The organism is Streptomyces sp. NPDC051740, from assembly GCF_044453165.1.
GTDB lineage: Bacteria > Actinomycetota > Actinomycetes > Streptomycetales > Streptomycetaceae > Streptomyces > Streptomyces atrovirens.
This window is the reverse complement of sequence record NZ_JBITCL010000025.1, coordinates 37,119-53,826: the sequence shown is the minus strand read 5'-3', so window position 1 is coordinate 53,826 and position 16,708 is coordinate 37,119. Positions and strand designations below refer to the sequence as shown.

Below are 16,708 nucleotides of genomic sequence, written 5' to 3'. Positions count from 1 at the left end.
CGGAATCACAAAGTGAGCCGCCCGCCCGACAGAGAACCGCCCGGCCCGAGCGAATCCGGCGTCCCGCGCCCAGACTGGAAGTGCGGGGCGCCCCGGCGCCCACCCGGCACCCCGCCGACGCGGGCAGGCGCATCCGGCGCCGAAGCCCGCCGCAGACCGAGAAGGGTGAGGATCGGCATGAAGGGCTACGTCTTCCACGGCCCCGGGCAGTCCGCCTGGGAGGAGGTCCCCGACCCGGCCGTCAAGGAACCCGGCGACGCCATCGTGCGCGTCGACGCCGTCACCATCTGCGGCACGGACCTGCACATCCTCAAGGGCGACGTGCCCGAGGTCCGCCCGGGCACCGTCCTCGGCCACGAGGCGGTCGGCGAGATCGTCGAGACCGGCGGCGACGTCCGCACCGTCCGTCCCGGGGACCGCGTCCTGGTCTCCTGCATCTCCGCCTGCGGGCGCTGCGGCTACTGCCGCGAGAGCGTGTACGGCCAGTGCCGGGGCGGCGGAGGCTGGGTCCTCGGCCACCTGATCGACGGCACCCAGGCCGAGTACGTACGCGTCCCCTACGCCGACCTGTCGGTGTACCCGCTGCCCGGCGCGGTGGCCAACGAGGACGCCGTGCTGCTGGCCGACATCTTCCCCACCGCCTACGAGGTGGGCGTGCTCAACGGGCGGGTCCGTCCCGGTGACACGGTCGTCGTGGTCGGCGCCGGACCCGTCGGACTCGCCGCGATCGCCACCGCCCGGCTGTTCGGTCCCGAACGCGTCGTCGCCGTGGACGTGGCCGCCTCCCGGCTCCAGGCCGCGAAGGAGTTCGGCGCCGACGCCGTCGCCGACGCGGGCGAGGGCCCCGAGCAGCTCATCGCGGACCTCACCGGCGAGCTCGGCGCGGACGTGGTCATCGAGGCGGTGGGCGTCCCCGAGACCTTCGAGCTGTGCGCCCGTATGGTGCGGCCCGGCGGACACCTGGCCAACGTCGGGGTGCACGGCGCGCCCGCCACACTGCACCTCGAGGACCTGTGGATCAAGAACGTCACCATCACCACCGGACTCGTCGACACCCACTCCACCCCCACCCTGCTGCGGATGGCGGCCGCCGGCCGGCTGCCCACCCGCCGGCTGGTCACCCACACGTTCCCGCTCGACCACATGCAGGAGGCCTACGACGTCTTCGGCAACGCCGCCGAGACCGGGGCGCTCAAGGTCGTCCTCGGCGTTCCGCAGCACGAGGTGGTGCCCGTGCACCCGACGGTCTGACGGGCGCGCCGGCGGACCGGGCCGTTCGGCCCATGCGGAACGGGGCGACCGGGTCCACCCTGGAGTGAGGCGCCGTTCGTTGCCCGCGCGAGGAGGTGACCTCCGATGGCGAGGACGCAGGGTGCGAGGCCGCGGAGGGTACGGCTGTGGCGGTGGCGGAGGAACCCGCTGCGCCGCCGCAGCGATCTGGCCGAGGCCTGGCTGGTGCTCGCCGCGGCCGTCCTCGCCCTGCTGCTCGGGGCGCTCTCCGGCCTGACGGCGGCCGGGGCCGTGGACGGGTCGCTCGCCGAGCGCCGGGAGCGGACCACCCCCGTCCCCGCCGTACTGACCGAGGACGCCGCCGGGCTGTCCGCGCCGGTGACGCAGGACGGGAGCGGGGACGGCGGCGTATGGGCCAAGGTGCGGTGGACCGCCCCCGACGGCACCGGCCGCACGGGCCGGGCCGAGGTCGACCCGGGGAGCCCGGCGGGCACCGAGGTCACCGTGTGGACGGACCCCGCGGGCCGGCTGGTCCCCGCACCACCCGACGGCGCGGAAGCACGGTTCCAGACCGTCATGGCCGGGATCACGGTCGCCGTCGCCGGCGGAGGACTGGTCCTGCTCGGCGGCCGGCTCGCCCGCGCCCGGCTGCAACTGCGGCGCCTGGCCGAATGGGAGACCGAATGGCGCCAGGTCGAACCGTCGTGGCGCAGGCGCATGACGGGCTGAGGACGAAGCTGCTCAGCATCCGGACCTTCATCGACCTGCTGAATTGCAAAATTTAGCAATTGGCTACATGCTATATCTGTCATATAGTCCCAGCCGAAGCCGAGGGTCCGTGTCCGTACCGCTGCCGCAGGCCGGAGTCCGGTCCCGGATCATCTCGCTGCTGCCCACCCGCGCCGACGCGGACCAAGTGCGGCGCCATCCGCGCCGGGACCTGCTCGCCGGCCTGACCGTCGCGGTCGTCGCGCTGCCGCTCGCGCTCGGTTTCGGTGTCTCCTCCGGGCTCGGCGCCGAGGCGGGGCTGGCCACCGCCGTGGTCGCCGGGGCCCTGGCGGCCGTGTTCGGCGGCTCCAGCCTCCAGGTGAGCGGGCCGACCGGGGCGATGACCGTGGTCCTGGTGCCCATCGTCGCCGACCACGGACCCGCGGGCGTCCTCACCGTCGGTCTGATGGCGGGCGTGATCCTGGTCGCGCTGGCGCTGCTGCGGGCCGGGGGAAGCATGCGGTACGTGCCCGCGCCGGTGGTGGAGGGCTTCACCCTCGGCATCGCGTGCGTGATCGGGCTGCAGCAGATCCCGAACGCCCTCGGCGTACCCGTGCCCGAGGGGGAGCGGGTCCTGGTGGTGGCCTGGCGGGCGGGCGGGGAATTCATCCGCGACCCCGGCTGGACGGCCCCGGCGCTGGCGCTCGCCGTGGCGGCCGTGATGCTGCTCGGGGCGCGCTGGAAGCCGACCGTCCCCTTCTCCGTCCTGGCGGTGATCGCGGCCACCGTCGTGGCACAGACGGCCGGCCTGGACGGGGCGCGTCCGATCGGCGACCTGCCCCCGGGCCTGCCCGCCCCCTCGCTCTCCTTCGTCGACACCGGTGCCCTGGGCAGCCTGCTCGCGCCCGCCCTGGCCGTGGCGGCGCTGGCCGCCCTGGAGTCGCTGCTGTCCGCCTCCGTCGCCGACGGCATGACCGTCGGACAGCGGCACGACCCCGACCGCGAACTGTTCGGCCAGGGCCTCGCCAACATCGCCGCCCCGCTGTTCGGCGGCGTCCCCGCGACCGGCGCCATCGCCCGCACCGCCGTCAACGTCCGTACCGGCGCGACCTCCCGGCTGGCCTCGCTCACGCACGCCGCCGTCCTCGCCGTGATCGTCTTCGCGGCCGCCCCGCTGGTGTCGCGGATCCCGCTCGCCGCCCTGGCCGGCGTGCTGCTGGCGACCGCCGTCCGCATGGTCGAGGCCGGCTCGCTGCGCGCGATGGCCCGCGCCACCCGTTCCGACGCGCTGATCCTCGTCCTGACCGCCGTCGCCACGCTCGTGCTCGACCTCGTCCAGGCGGTGATCATCGGCCTGGCCGTCGCCGGTGTCCTCGCGCTGGGCGCCGTCGCCCGGCAGGCCCGGCTCGCCCCGCTGCCGCTCGACCGGGGCGACCACACGGAGGAGGAGCACGCGCTGCTGGCCGAGCACATCGTCGCCTACCGCATCGACGGCCCCCTGTTCTTCGCCGCCGCCCACCGCTTCCTGCTGGAGCTGACCGAACTCGCCGACGTACGCGTGGTCGTCCTGCGCATGTCCCATGTGAGCGTGGTCGACGCCACCGGGGCCCTGGTCCTCAAGGACGCGGTGACGAAGCTGAGACGGCGCGGCATCGTCGTGATGGCGTCCGGTGTCCGCCCGGAGCACCGCCGGGCCCTCGCCTCCGTGGGCGTCCTGGAACTGCTGCGGCACGAGGGCCGGGAGTACGCCACGACCCCCGAGGCGATCCGTGCCGCCCGCGACCACCTGGAACGCGACGGTGTCCTGCGGGCGGCGGGCTCCCCGGTCACGGTGTCCGCGACCACCCGGGAGACGCCGTGACGACCTTCGCGCCGAACACCCTGCCGCACCGCCACGTGCTCACCCTGCCCACCGGGCCCGGCGCCGTGCGCCTCGCCCGCGAAACGGCCGAGCGGGCCCTGGCGGAGTGGGGGATCGGCGAGCACCACCCGGTGGTGGGCCCGGCACTGCTGATCCTGAGCGAACTGGTGACCAACAGCGTCCGGCACGCGGCCGAGGTCTCCCCGCAGACGACGGTGATCTACGCGGCGGGCGCCGATTGCCTGGTGTTCGCCGTGCACGACCGCCACCCCCACCGGCCGCGCCTGTCCGGGCCGGACGGCGCCGGGACGGGCGGCCTGGCCACGGTCGTCGAACTGACGCACGGCCTGGGCGGTACCGCCGTGGTCCGGGGCGACGCCGACGGCCGGGGCAAGAGCGTCTGGATCACGCTCCCCCTGTGAGTCCACAGCCCACGGCCACCGGACGGAGGGGATGTACCGAGTTGCTAATGTCGGAAAGCGTCGAGGCGGACGCCGACGAACAGATGAGGCGATGGACCGAGGACCGGCCGCCCGGGCCGTGCTGCCGCGCCGGAAAGGGGACGGCACGATGACCACGCCGCTGTACCAGCTGAAGGCCGAGTTCTTCAAGACACTGGGCCATCCCGCCCGCATCCGCGTGCTGGAACTGCTCAGCGAGCGCGAGCACGCGGTCGGGGAGATGCTTCCCGAGGTGGGCATCGAGCCGGCCCACCTCTCACAGCAGCTGGCGGTACTGCGACGGGCGAACCTGGTGGTCGGCCGCAAGGAGGGCTCGACCGTGTACTACTCGCTGACCAGCCCGCACGTGGCGGAGCTGCTGCGGGTGGCGCGCACCATCCTGTCCGGCGTGCTCGCGGGACAGGCCGAACTGCTCGCCGACCTCCAGGCCGCGCAGGGCGGGCCGAAACCACTGCCGTAGACGACGGCGGTCCCGGCCCGGAGGCCGGGACCACGAAGGCGGTCGTACCGGGAGGGGGGCCGGCGCACCCCCGCCGCGGTCAGACCTCGCCGCGCCAGGCGCCCGTCTCCAGGCCGCGCCGCTCGATGAACTCCTTGAACCGCTTCAGGTCACCACCGACCTGCCGCTTGACGAAGCCGAGCTTGTCGCCCACGCTCTCGGCCATCCCCTGCGGATCGAAGTCCATCTGCAGCATCACCTTGGTGGTGGTGTCCCGCACCCGGTGGAAGGTGACGACGCCGGCCTGCCGCGCCTCACCGTCGACCGTGGTCCAGGCGACACGCTCGTCCGGGATCTGCTCGGTGATCTCGGCGTCGAACTCCCGCTCCACGCCCCCGACCTTGGCCACCCAGTGGGTCAGCGTGTCACCGCGCTGCTCGATGCGTTCGACCCCGCTCATGAACTCCGGGAAGCTCTCGAACTGGGTCCACTGGTTGTAGGCGGTGCGGACGGGGACGTCGACCTCGATGGATTCCTCTACCTGCGACATGCGTCGGCTACCTCGCTTTCCGATGGAAGTGGAAGGCGAGTACCTGATTTCACGCCGGACAATCACGGCGATCCGCCGAACCGGCCGCCCGGGGGGTCACGCCTCCTCGCGGCGGCAGTGCAGGAAGAGCTGGGGTTCCGGCCGGGCGTCGGGATGGGCCGGGGTGAACATCACGCTCTCCTGCCACTCCACGGCCAGGCCCGCCCCACGCACGAGGGCGACGACGTCCTCGGCCGCGAAACTGGTGACGCGCACGTCCTGCCCCATGAAGACGCCGTCGAACCCCTCGACGTCCAGCGGCACGGTGGCCAGCACCAGCAGGCCGCCCGGCCGCAGCGCCCGCGCCAGCCGGCGCACCAGCTCCGACTGTTCCGGCCGCGACATCTGCAGCAGCGCGAAGTACACGCAGACCGCGTCGAACGAGCCGTCCTCGAGGGGCGTCCGGCGGATGTCGGCGCACCGGAACTCGGCCCCGGGCACCTGCCGGGAGGCGATCCCCACCATCACCGGGGACACGTCGACGCCCAGCACCCGGTGACCCGCTCCGGCGAGCGCGGCGGCGGTGGGGCGGCCCGTCCCGCTGCCCACGTCCAGCACCCTGCTGCCGGGCGCCAGCCCTTCGAGCAGCCGGTCCAGCGACGCCCGGTGCGCCGACGAGGAGGCGAACGCCTTCTCGTACTCGCCGCCCAGCGCGTCGAACACCGCCGCCGGTGACCCGTGATCGTCGTCGACCAAGACGCACCCCGTCCCTCGCGTACCGATGCGGGGCATCGTGCCATTCCCGCCCCGCCGCCACAACGGGACACGGGCCGTGGCGGCTTGCGGGCACGCGGACCGGCACGGCAGGGTCGGGGTGTGCCGACTCTGCTGATCGTCCACCACACGCCCTCGCCCAACTGCCAGGCGATGTTCGAGGCCGTCCTCTCCGGTGCCACCGCCGACGGGATCGAGGGAGTCGAGGTGGTGCGGCGGGCGGCGCTGTCCGCCACCGCCGCCGACGTCCTGGACGCCGACGGCTATCTCCTCGGCACCCCGGCCAACCTCGGCTACATGTCGGGGGCGCTCAAGCACTTCTTCGACCAGGTCTACTACCCGTGCCTGGACACCACCCGGGGCCGGCCCTTCGGGTACTACGTGCACGGCGGGAACGACGTCACGGGCGCGGTGCGGGGCATCGAGTCGATCACTACGGGCCTCGGCTGGCGTCGCGCCGCCGGCGGCGTGACCGTCACCGGCGAGCCCGGCAGGGCCGACGTCGAGCGGTGCTGGGAGCTGGGCGCCACGGTCGCCGCGGGCCTGATGGACTGAGCCCCGCCGCGGGCGGCGTCAGGTCTCGTCCATCCGCCGCCGGTCCTGCTCGTCCCAGGCGCGCGTGTCGCGCGGCTGCGTGTACGGTTCCGCCTCCGGCGGATGACCCCCGGCGATGGCCCGCTGCCGGGCGACCTCCGCGTCGAACTCCAGCCCCAGCAGAATGGCGAGGTTGGTGATCCACAGCCAGATCAGGAACACGATGACACCGGCCATCGTGCCGTACGTCTTGTTGTACGACCCGAAGTTGGCGACGTAGAGGGCGAACCCGGCGGAGGCGATCAGCCAGATCACCAGCGCCAGGAAACTGCCCGGGGTGATCCACCGGAACCCCTTGACCTTGGCGTTCGGGGCCGCCCAGTACAGCAGCGCGATCATGACGGTGACCAGGACGACCAGTACCGGCCACTTGGCGATCGACCACACGGTCAGCGCGGTGTCGCCCAGCCCGAGCAGGTCGCCCGCCTGACGGGCCAGCCCGCCGGTGAACACCACGATCAGCGCGCTGATCACGGCCATCACCATCAGCGCGACCGTCACCCCGAGCCGTACCGGCAGCACCTTCCACACCGGACGCCCCTCGGGGATGTCGTAGACCGCGTTCGACGCGCGCATGAACGCCGCCACGTAGCCCGACGCCGACCAGATGGCCAGCACCAGACCGACGATCGCCACGAGCGAGCCGACGCCCGCGGTGCCCTGCAGCTGCTGCACCGCCTGGGTGATGATGTCGCGGGCCGCGCCGGGGGCGGTGAGTTCCTGGAGGTTCTCCAGCACCTTGTCGGTGGTGGACCTGCCGGTGAGGCCCAGGATCGAGACCAGGGCCAGCAGCGCCGGGAACAGCGCCAGCACACCGTAGTACGTCAGGGCGGCGGCCCGGTCGGTGAGTTCGTCGTCCTTGAACTCGCGCAGACTGCCCTTGAGCGCCGCGCCCCACGCCCCCTTCGGCAGCTTGCCCGGTGTGTCCGGTGCCGCCCGCTCCACCTCGTCGCTGGGTCCGGGCTCGTCCGCCGCGCCGGTCCCGTGTCCCGGGCGGAGCTCGTCGGCCGCCGCGCCGGTCCGGTGATCTGGACGAGGCTCGTCCGTCGTGCTCTCATGGGTCTGCCGGTCGTTCCGCCCCGGGATATGCAGCTTCATGCCCCTCGGGTAACCAGGGGCCGGAGGGCTAAGCCAGGGACCCGTGCCCCGACCTGGCCGGAAAGGGGTTGTGGGAGCGCTCCCAAGATCTGCAGGATGCCAGGCATGACCGAGTCCCCCAGGATCCGCCCGTACCGCCGTGAGGACCGGCAGGCCCTCGACGACATCTGCATCCGCACCGCGCACAACGGCCAGGACAGCCGCCCCCATTACACCGACCCCGCCGTCTTCCCCGACACCTTCGCCGCGCCGTACGTCCATCTGGAGCCGGAGCTGGCGTTCGTGCTGGACGACGGCCGGGGCCGGGCGGTCGGCTACGTCGTCGGCACCGCCGACACCGTCCGCTTCGCCAAGACCTTCCGGGCCGCGTGGCTGCCCCTGGTCGGCGACCGCCACCCCGAGCCGTCCGGACCGCCGGCCACCCCGGACGAGACGATCGCCTGGCTGCTGCACCATCCCGAGCGGATGATCGTCCCGGAGCTGGCCCCCTGGCCGGCCCATCTGCACATCGACCTGCTGCCCGACTGGCAGGGGCGCGGCTACGGCCGGCGGCTGATGCGGACCTTCCTGGAGGCCCTGCGGGACGGGGGAGTGCCGTCCGTCCACCTCGTCATGGCGACGGCCAACAAGCCCGCCCGGGCCTTCTACGACCGGATGGGCTTCGAGGAGATCGACGTGCCGATGGACGACTCGGTCGTCTGCCTCGGCCGTATGACGCACGACCTCGACGGACTCTGACCCGACGGGCTCCGAGGGGCCGGGGCCCGTCTCCGTCGAACGCGTCGAACGCGCCACCGCCCGCGCGGAAGTGGCGCGAATGCGCATTGCCGCTCCGCTTCGACGGGCGCAGCCTGTGCATTGGGAGCGCTCCCACGACCGCCGTGGGAGCGCACACCCGCATCCCCACGACCCCCACAGCGGAAAGAAGGACTCCATGGCTTGGCATGGTCATGATGCATTGTCGCTCCGGTCCCGTCTGTCGCTCGCCCTGACCGTGGCCGTCGCCGCGCTGCTCTGTCTGATCCCCTGGAGCGGCACCGCCGTCGCCCACGGCTCGGTGATCGATCCCGCGTCCCGCAACTACGGCTGCTGGCAGCGCTGGGGGAGCGACTTCCAGAACCCGGCGATGGCGCAGGAAGACCCGATGTGCTGGCAGGCGTGGCAGGACAACCCCAACGCCATGTGGAACTGGAACGGCCTCTACCGCAACGGCTCGGCCGGCAACTTCCAGGCCGTGGTCCCCGACGGCCAGCTCTGCAGCGGCGGGCACACCGAGGGTGGGCGCTACAACTCCCTGGACACGGTGGGCGCCTGGAAGACGACGAACGTGAACGACGACTTCACCGTCCAGCTGTACGACCAGGCCAGCCACGGCGCGGACTACTTCCTCGTCTACGTCACCCGGCAGGGCTTCGACCCCACCACCGAGCAGCTGGGCTGGGACGACCTCCAGCAGGTGGCCCGCACCGGCTCGTACGCGCCCAGCCAGAACTACTCGATCCCGGTGAGCACCTCCGGCCTCAGCGGCCGCCACGTCGTCTACACGATCTGGCAGGCCTCGCACATGGACCAGACGTACTTCCTGTGCAGTGACGTGAACTTCGGCTGAGCCGACGGCACTTCACCGCTCCCGTCCCCGGGTCCCCGCCGGTCCGCGTGAGTCCGGCGGGGACCCGGCGCGTGCGGGACCGGGGCTTTCTGAGATTCCGCGAAGAAACCGTGAGTCCTTTGAACGTGCTGTGGCCCGCCTACGTATGGGGCGTGGGAATCCCCTGCCCACCCCCCGCAACAGAAGCGTAGGAGTACTGCCTTGGCACGCAACACACGCAGACGCCCCAAACAGCGCGCGACTCTCGCCGCGTTCGCCCTGATCCTGGGCGGTGGCGGGATGACGGCGGCCAACGTCTACGCTTCCGCGACGGAGGAGGGCGGGCAGGGCGCCGGCCAGGCGCAGGTCTTCTCGGGCGCCACGATCGACTGTCCGGACGTGGCCACCGAACTGACGTCGGTGCCGGAGGAGGCACGGGCGGAGGTGGACAAGGAGCTCGCCGGCCTGGACGCGCAGATCGCGGAAGCGTACAAGCGGATCGGGGAGTCGGCCGAGGCCCTCCGCCAGGATCCGGGCTTCGCGGAGAACGCGATCGCCAAGCCGCTCGAGGAGAAGCGTGCCGCGGCCCTCGCCCGCATCGGGACCGCCATCGACCGGGTCGGGGACCGGCCCGAGGGCCTCGAGGAACTCGCCGACTGCGCCGTGCGCGAGTCCGGCAACGCCGCACAGCCGGACGCCGGGCAGGAGGACGCCGGCGACGGGGGCGAGCAGGCGGGCGACGGAGGCGACGGCCAGGACCAGCAGGATCAGGACCAGCAGGGCCAGGACCAGCAGGATCAGGACCAGGGCGGAAACGGCGGTCAGGCCGGCAACGGGCCCGTCGCCGGCGACTACGTCGACATCGAGAGCGTCCAGCCGAACGTCACCGAGCCGAAGCAGACGGGGAACGCCTCCCGCGGCACCTTCACCAGCGAGTGCGGCGTCAACGAGAACGGCCTGTTCAACTCGGACAACGTGATCGCCGCCCCGGGTGTCGGCAACGGCGCCCACCACTTCCACGACTACATCGGCAACCAGGCCACCAACGCCTTCTCCAGCGACGAGGAACTGGCGCAGGCGGACACGAGCTGCGCAGACCAGGGCGACAAGTCGTCGTACTACTGGCCCGTGCTGCGGCTGCAGAACGGGACCCAGGAGCAGGACGCAGAGTCCCCGGGCGGCGGCATCGAGGGCAACGCCGGTGAGATCGTCACGCCCAAGGAGGTCACGCTGACCTTCGAGGGCAACCCGCGGGGCGAGGTCACCGCCATGCCCCGGCTGCTGCGCATCATCACCGGTGACGCCAAGTCGTTCGTCAACGGCCCCGCCAACGCCAACGCCTCCTGGAGCTGCACCGGGTTCGAGGACCGGCAGCTCACGGACAAGTACCCGCTGTGCCCGCAGGGCAGTGACGTGGTACGCAGCTTCGACTTCCAGAGCTGCTGGGACGGCCGCAACATCGACAGCGCCAACCACCGTACGCACATGGCGTTCGCGGACGAGGCCGGCAACTGCCCGTCCGGCTTCAAGCCGGTGCCGCAGCTGGTGCAGCGCATCGTCTACGACGTCGACGCGCCGAGCCTCGACGACGGCGGCAGGACGACTCCGCTGTTCGCGGTGGACTCCTTCCCGGAGCAGTTGCACAAGCCGATCACGGACCACGGCGACTTCATCAACGTCTTCGACGAGGACCTGATGAACGAGGTCGTCGCCTGCATCAACGAGGGCCGCACCTGCGGCGCCGGTGACGGCGGCGCCGGTGACGGCGGCAACGGTGACGGCGGCAACGGTGACGGCGGCGGCGAACAGGGTGAGGAGCCCCAGCGGCCGGAGGAGCCGCAGCGGCCGGAGGAGCCGCAGCAGCCGGAGCAGCCCACGGCCACGCCCGACGACCCGGGCCAGGGTGGCGACGGCAACGACGGCGGAAACCAGGACGACGGCGGCGACAAGCCCGGCGACGGCGGAAACCAGGACGACGGCGGAAACCAGGACGACGGCGGAAACCAGGACGACGGCGGAAACCAGAACGACGGCGGACAGGAGCAGCCCTCGGAGACCCCGGCCGCCGAGGAGCCCGAGCAGCCCGATGTCAAGGCGTCCACCCCGGCCGAGGACGCCGGCGCCGGAAACCAGGACGACGGCGGCGACAAGGGCGGCGAGGACGACGGCGGCCAGGCGGCCCAGGCCGTCGAAGTGCCCGGCAGCCTCCCCGAACTCGGCACCGAGAACCAGTCCCGGGCACAGGGCGAGAGCGGCAGCCTCGCCGAGACCGGCACCCAGCTCTGGCCGGCCGCGCTGGGCGGAGTGCTGGTGATCTTCGGATTCTTCGTCCTGCGGAGCGTGCGGCGCGGGGCCTGACCCTCTGCGGCACCCCAAACGCCGGAGAGGCCGGTCTTCGGCCTCTCCGGCGTTTGTCGGTCTTCAGCCTCTCCTGCGTCCGAGGAGCGGGGTCCGGGGCGGAGCCCCAGGTCGGGACGGGAAGGGGCGGCGGGGACGAAAAAGGCCTACGGGATGTCGGCGACGAGGGCCGACCGCCCTCAGCGCGCCGGACCCCAGTGCGACCCCGGCGCCGACCAGGGCACTGCCCACCGCCTGCGCCGCACCATAGGACCCGGTCCCGACAAGCGGCGCGGTGCACGCGGCCGCCACCGGGATCAGCCCGGAGAACAGGGTGGCCCGCTCGGCACCGATCCGCTGCATGCCCATGTACCAGCACACGAAGCCGATGACGGTGGCCACCACCGCCTGCCACAGCAGCGCCGTCACCTCGACCCCGTCCGGGCGGCGCAGCCACGCGGCCCCGTCGAGCAGCAGCCCGGCCACCGCCGACTCGACCGCGGCGACGCCGCACACCGCGGCGGACAGCAGACGGGGGCCCAGGGGCCGCAGCACGGGCACGGCCAGTACGGCGAACCCGACCTCCCCGACCAGCGCGCACAGCGAGAAGGCGAGACCCGCCCCGTCCGTACGCCCCCAGCCCTGTACGGTGAAGGCGCCGACGGCCACCGCCGACGCCCCGTACAGCACCGCCCGTCGCGGCCGTCGGCCCTCCAGCAGGGGGACGAGGACGGCGACCACCACGGGCGCGCAACCCACGAAGACGCCGGGCACCGCCGGTTCCGCGGTCCGTTCCGCGGCCAGGACGGCCAGGTTGAACCCGACCATGCCGACCGCGGCGAGCAGCGCCAGCCGGGCCCACAGGCGGGGCGGGAGTGACCGCAGCCTCGCGGCCGCGCCCCGGCCGGCCAGGGGGACCAGCAGCAGACAGGCCAGCGCGTACCGCAGGAACTGACCGCCCGCGTACGGGTAGTCGCCGAGGACGCTGTTGGCGGTGAAGGAGCCTCCGACGAGGACACAGGCGAGCGCGGCGAGCAGGGCCCCGCGCGTGGTGACGGCGTTCATGGCACCGACGCTAGAAAGGCCGGCGGCCCGCCGAGAGGTCCACTTCCGCTCCGCTGTCGGGGACCAATCCGGCCGGGAGGCTTCCCCCCGCCCGCTCCTCCTGGCCTACTCCTCCTGCTTCTTCCAGGGGCCGACGCCCAGCTTCCCCGTCGTCCCGAGGTCGAGTTCGGGGACGACCGTCACCGGGTCCGCGCCGGACTTCGCCCGCACCCGCACATAGGGCACGTCGACGGGCGCGCCCGCCTCGACCGTGTTGCGCCACACCAGGCCGGCCCAGGCACCCTCACCCGGCTTCAGCACGAGCGGCAGGGCCGGACCGTCCGCCCCGGTACCGCCGGCGACGGAACCGCCGTCGTGCAGGATCCGCACGCCGTCCACCGGTTCGTGGTCCTCGTCGAAGAGCCGGACGTCGGGATAGCCGTGCAGCGGGTAGGGCCGGGTACCGCAGTTCTCCAGACGCACGGACACCACCCGCAGGCCCATGGCGGCATTGGCCTCGTCCGCGTACACACGGACACCGGAGTCCGGACACGGGCCGCCGGGGGACGGCGCCTCGTCGGCCGGGACACTGCGCACCTCGGCGATCCGCACCCGGCTCACCTCCCGCGGGCCCGCCATCGACCCGCTCAGCGCGACCCTGCCCACGGCCGTCCGGCCCGGAGCCACGTCCTCGACGGTCTCCTCGGCGCGGTACAGCACGCGCCCCGACTCGGAGAGGAGGTCGAACGTGACCGTGTAGGTGAAGGGCTCGGCCTCCGCGTGGGTGACCTCGAACAGGACGCAGCCCCCGCCTCCGTCCTCGAACCCGGTGACCCGGACCCCGCCCCGCTCCAGCTCGGTGTCCGTACCGGAGGGCCGCCCCGTGCAGGAGGTACCGGACGCCGTCGACTCGGCACGCGTGCCGCACGCGGTGACCGACAGGGCGCCGACGAGGACGACGGCAAGGGAGAGGAAGCTGCTGCGCATACGAGGAGTTGATCAGTACCGGCCGCGATCGGCTGTGACGGAAGCCATGCTTCCGGTCACCGGTGTGTGACACTTGACGCCGAGGCCGCGAGAGGGGAGTCGCCGTGGACGAGGGGACAGCGCGCACACACGAGGTCCATGGGGACACGGACGCGGCGGCGACCGCGCGTCACGCCCGCTTCGGACGCCTCCCGGAGCCGGTCCGGGCGGAGGACATGGTCGAGGAACGCCCGGCCGTCGCGCCGGACCCGGCCCGCAACGCCTACGACCCGGACGAGTGGCTGGTGCGCTACTGCCTGTGAGACCGCCGCCGACGACCCCGGCCCGCGGCAGTCCGCCGACCGTCTGCCGCGCCCGGCCCGCCGCCAGGTGCGGCAGGCCGACGACATCACCGTCCTCCTGCTCCGCGCCGCCCACGCACCGCCCGACCGGCGGCCGGGCGGCCGTCAGCGGCCGGGCCGCCCGGCGTACGCCGTCAGCAGCAGCGCCACGTCGTCCGGGCGCTCCTCGGTCCGGCGGGCCGTCCTGACCAGCCGGTCGGCGAGCTCCTCGACCGAGTCGGTGCGGCTGCGCGCCAGACAGCGGCGGATCACCTCGATGCCCGTCTCGATGTCCCCGCCGGGCGTCTCGACGAGCCCGTCCGTGTACAGCGCGAGAACGCTGCCCGGGGCCAGGGTGAGTTGCATGACCGGGTAGACGGCCTCCGGCTGCACCCCGAGCAGCACGCCACCGGGCAGGTCCAGGCTCTCGGTGTGCCCGTCGGGGTGGCGCAGCAGGGGCGGCGGATGGCCCGCCCGGACGGCCAGGGCGCGGCCGGTGGCCGGGTCGAGCTCGATGTAGCAGCAGGTGGCGAAGACGTCCGTCTCCAGCTCGGCCAGCAGCCGGTTGGTGTGGGTGATGACCTCCTGCGGAGGCCGGCCGCTGGCGGCGAAGGCGTGCACCGCGCTGCGCAGCTGTCCCATGACGGCGGCGGCCCCGACGCTGTGCCCCTCGACGTCACCGATGACCAGCGCCACCCCCCGCCCCGTCCTGATCACGTCGTACCAGTCGCCCCCGATGGCCATGCCCTGGGTGCCCGGCAGATAGCGGCCGGTGGTGAGCAGCCCGTCGATGGCGGGCAGCCGGTGCGGCAGCAGCCCCTCCTGCAGCCCCCGTGCCACGGCGGACTCGGCGTCGTACAGCCGGGCCCGCTCCATCGCCTGCGCGGTCAGCCCGCCCAGCGCGGTCAGCGCGGTGCGCTCCTCGGGGGTGAACCGGTGCGGCGCGTTCCAGCCGAGGATGCAGGAGCCGACCGGATGGCCTGAGGCGATCAGCGGCAGGAACGCCCAGGCGCTCATCGAGTCCAGGAGGAGCTGAGGGTAGGCGTTGACCAGCGCCTCCGGCGATTCGAAGAAGAGCGGCAGCCGGGTGGTCAGGGCGTGCACACCGGGCAGGTTCGCGGTGAGCGGCACCCCTTCGAAACTCTCGAGGAAATGCTCCGGATAACCGGACTCCCACAGCAGGTACATCCGGTTGTCCCGGATCGTGTACAGGGCGATCTCCTGCGCGCCGAACGCGGGCAGGAGCTGCTCGGCGACGGCCAGGCAGACGTCCCGGACGGTGACGGCCTCGGTCAGCACACTGGCCATCTGCACGACGTGGTAGAGGGCTCCCGCGCGGGCCGTCGCGACCAGCTCCGGTGCCGCCGCGCTCTCCCCGCCGGGCGGGACCAGGGGCCGGCCCGGCTCGGCCCCGGCGGGGGCGCTGGTGCGGAAGACGCGGCCGGTCAGCCCGTGCACCCCGGGATAGAGCACGAACCCCAGCCAGACGCCGTCCGGATCCTGCACCAGGTACGACACCGGCTCCTGCGACAGCATCGCCGCCCGGTAGCGGTCCTCGTACGCCGGATCGCGCAGCCAGGTGAGCACATCCCACGGGTAGTGGCCGAGCATGTGCTCCAGGTCGCAGCCCAGCAGTTCCTGGCAGCGGCGGTTGGCGTAGACGACCCGGCCGTCCTGGTCCAGGGAGAACACCCCGTCGGGCAGCCGCTCGGCGGCCTCCGCCGCGGTGACCCCGCCGGCCGCGTCGACGAGGGCGCCCACCAGGAGCCGGGTGGCCCCCTCCACCCGTACGACGTGCCCCCACAGTTCGACCGGCCGGTAGCGGATCCGCCCGTCGTCCCCGGCCTCGTCCAGCACCCTGAAGTGCCGACCCCTGATCTGCCCGGTGTCCGCCGCCTCCCGTCGGCACGCCCGCAGTTCGTACAGGTCGTCGGGGGAGACCCGGTCCTCGACCTCCGCCATGGTGCCGCCGAACTCCTCCCGGACGACACCCAGCAGGGACAGCGCGTCGTCGTCCCCGGTCCACCGGTCGCTGTCCAGGTCCCACTCGACCATGCCGACCGACACGGCCCCGAGGGGCGGGGTGGGCAGCTTCACGCTGACCGGCTGGTCGTCGTAGTCGATGCCGTACGCGACGGCGTCCGCGGCCTCCCTGCCGGGCATCCGGCGGGCGAAGTCGGTGAGGCGCCCCTCCATGTCCCGCCCGGCGTCGTGCAGTGCCGCTCGTATCACCTGCTCGTCCAGCGGCTCCCCGGCGGCCGACCGCAGGACGGACAGGACGCCCACGGGTTCGCCGTCGACGTGCACCGGGTGGAAGGCGGAGCCGAACGAGTACGGCAGCGCGGCGGTGAACTGCGGGAAGCGCAGCATCATGGCCCGCTCGTCCGGCAGCCACAGGCTCTCGCTCCTGCGGTAGGCCTCGGACATGGGCAGCGCGCCGCCCACGGGCACCCGCCACCAGGTCTTCAGCAGTGACCGCGGAACGCCGGCCACCACGCACAGCACCAGCGAGCGCCGGTCCCGCGAGCGCAGGTACACCAGTCCGCCGTATCCGCCGACGTCCTGGACCGCCGTCACCACGGGCTCCGCGAGCGCGTCCTCGATCCGGGCCGTCGGATGCGCCTCCTCCGCGCCCGGGTCCTCCCCGGCGCCGCGGCCGGGCATGCCCGCCGGCCGCTCCCCGCGCGGTGCGGCGGCTGCATCATCCATGTCGCGTCCTCCCGGTGCGGACGCACGGG

The 16,708-nt window shown here is 73.1% G+C and carries 16 protein-coding genes; 10 read left to right on the top strand and 6 right to left on the bottom strand.

The features are described 5' to 3' along the window. Positions 1-177: 177 nt before the first annotated feature. The 5 genes from ACIA6T_RS30540 to ACIA6T_RS30520 all read left to right on the top strand — a co-directional run bounded on the left by ACIA6T_RS30540 (position 178) and on the right by ACIA6T_RS30520 (position 4,720). Complete coding sequence (locus tag ACIA6T_RS30540; protein ID WP_399449789.1) at positions 178-1,251, top strand: zinc-binding dehydrogenase; 1,074 nt, start codon at positions 178-180, stop codon at positions 1,249-1,251. 105 nt (positions 1,252-1,356) lie between these two features. Then, positions 1,357-1,959: a hypothetical protein gene (locus ACIA6T_RS30535; protein ID WP_399449740.1), complete on the top strand. Its 603-nt coding sequence runs from the start codon at positions 1,357-1,359 to the stop codon at positions 1,957-1,959. 109 nt (positions 1,960-2,068) lie between these two features. After that, on the top strand, positions 2,069-3,799 hold the full coding sequence (locus tag ACIA6T_RS30530; RefSeq protein ID WP_399449739.1) for a SulP family inorganic anion transporter: 1,731 nt from the start codon (positions 2,069-2,071) through the stop codon (positions 3,797-3,799). Continuing rightward, complete coding sequence (locus ACIA6T_RS30525) at positions 3,796-4,221, top strand: ATP-binding protein (RefSeq protein ID WP_399449737.1); 426 nt, start codon at positions 3,796-3,798, stop codon at positions 4,219-4,221. Before ACIA6T_RS30530 ends, ACIA6T_RS30525 begins: the two co-directional genes overlap by 4 nt. A gap of 148 nt (positions 4,222-4,369) precedes the next feature. Continuing rightward, a complete protein-coding gene (locus ACIA6T_RS30520; protein WP_030869497.1) occupies positions 4,370-4,720 on the top strand; it encodes a metalloregulator ArsR/SmtB family transcription factor in 351 nt (116 codons plus the stop codon). Between the two features lie 79 nt (positions 4,721-4,799). Here ACIA6T_RS30520 and ACIA6T_RS30515 read toward each other — a convergent pair whose 3' ends face one another. Together ACIA6T_RS30515 and ACIA6T_RS30510 are read right to left on the bottom strand one after the other, a co-directional pair. Continuing rightward, positions 4,800-5,249 carry an SRPBCC family protein gene (locus ACIA6T_RS30515; RefSeq protein ID WP_399449736.1) on the bottom strand — a complete coding sequence of 150 codons (450 nt, stop codon included), beginning with the start codon at positions 5,247-5,249 and terminating at the stop codon, positions 4,800-4,802. Positions 5,250-5,345: 96 nt separating this feature from the next. Further along, complete coding sequence (locus ACIA6T_RS30510; protein WP_399449734.1) at positions 5,346-6,020, bottom strand: class I SAM-dependent methyltransferase; 675 nt, start codon at positions 6,018-6,020, stop codon at positions 5,346-5,348. A gap of 84 nt (positions 6,021-6,104) precedes the next feature. Here ACIA6T_RS30510 and ACIA6T_RS30505 point away from each other — a divergent pair, with 84 nt between their 5' ends. Next, positions 6,105-6,557 (top strand): flavodoxin family protein, encoded by a 453-nt coding sequence (locus ACIA6T_RS30505; protein WP_399449733.1) that lies wholly within the window; start codon positions 6,105-6,107, stop codon positions 6,555-6,557. An 18-nt stretch (positions 6,558-6,575) separates the two neighbouring features. On the opposite strand, the gene ACIA6T_RS30500 is transcribed toward ACIA6T_RS30505, so the two are convergent. Further along, the gene (locus ACIA6T_RS30500) at positions 6,576-7,694 is read right to left on the bottom strand and encodes a YhjD/YihY/BrkB family envelope integrity protein (RefSeq protein ID WP_399449731.1); all 1,119 of its coding nucleotides are present in this window, start codon (positions 7,692-7,694) and stop codon (positions 6,576-6,578) included. A 105-nt stretch (positions 7,695-7,799) separates the two neighbouring features. Here ACIA6T_RS30500 and ACIA6T_RS30495 point away from each other — a divergent pair, with 105 nt between their 5' ends. From ACIA6T_RS30495 to ACIA6T_RS30485, 3 genes are all read left to right on the top strand, one after another. Further along, positions 7,800-8,432 carry a GNAT family N-acetyltransferase gene (locus ACIA6T_RS30495; protein WP_399449730.1) on the top strand — a complete coding sequence of 211 codons (633 nt, stop codon included), beginning with the start codon at positions 7,800-7,802 and terminating at the stop codon, positions 8,430-8,432. Between the two features lie 196 nt (positions 8,433-8,628). After that, a complete protein-coding gene (locus ACIA6T_RS30490) occupies positions 8,629-9,303 on the top strand; it encodes a lytic polysaccharide monooxygenase (RefSeq protein WP_399449729.1) in 675 nt (224 codons plus the stop codon). 279 nt (positions 9,304-9,582) lie between these two features. Then, positions 9,583-11,640 (top strand): DUF1996 domain-containing protein, encoded by a 2,058-nt coding sequence (locus ACIA6T_RS30485; protein WP_399449788.1) that lies wholly within the window; start codon positions 9,583-9,585, stop codon positions 11,638-11,640. A 63-nt stretch (positions 11,641-11,703) separates the two neighbouring features. On the opposite strand, the gene ACIA6T_RS30480 is transcribed toward ACIA6T_RS30485, so the two are convergent. After that, the gene (locus ACIA6T_RS30480) at positions 11,704-12,684 is read right to left on the bottom strand and encodes a DMT family transporter (protein ID WP_399449728.1); all 981 of its coding nucleotides are present in this window, start codon (positions 12,682-12,684) and stop codon (positions 11,704-11,706) included. 105 nt (positions 12,685-12,789) lie between these two features. After that, positions 12,790-13,650, bottom strand: a complete 861-nt coding sequence (locus ACIA6T_RS30475; protein ID WP_399449727.1) for a DUF4232 domain-containing protein — start codon at positions 13,648-13,650, stop codon at positions 12,790-12,792. Positions 13,651-13,754: 104 nt separating this feature from the next. On the opposite strand from ACIA6T_RS30475, the gene ACIA6T_RS30470 reads away from it, so the two are divergent. Then, positions 13,755-13,952: a hypothetical protein gene (locus ACIA6T_RS30470; protein ID WP_399449726.1), complete on the top strand. Its 198-nt coding sequence runs from the start codon at positions 13,755-13,757 to the stop codon at positions 13,950-13,952. Positions 13,953-14,096: 144 nt separating this feature from the next. Here ACIA6T_RS30470 and ACIA6T_RS30465 read toward each other — a convergent pair whose 3' ends face one another. Continuing rightward, on the bottom strand, positions 14,097-16,679 hold the full coding sequence (locus tag ACIA6T_RS30465; RefSeq protein ID WP_399449725.1) for a SpoIIE family protein phosphatase: 2,583 nt from the start codon (positions 16,677-16,679) through the stop codon (positions 14,097-14,099). Between the last annotated feature and the right edge of the window lie 29 nt (positions 16,680-16,708).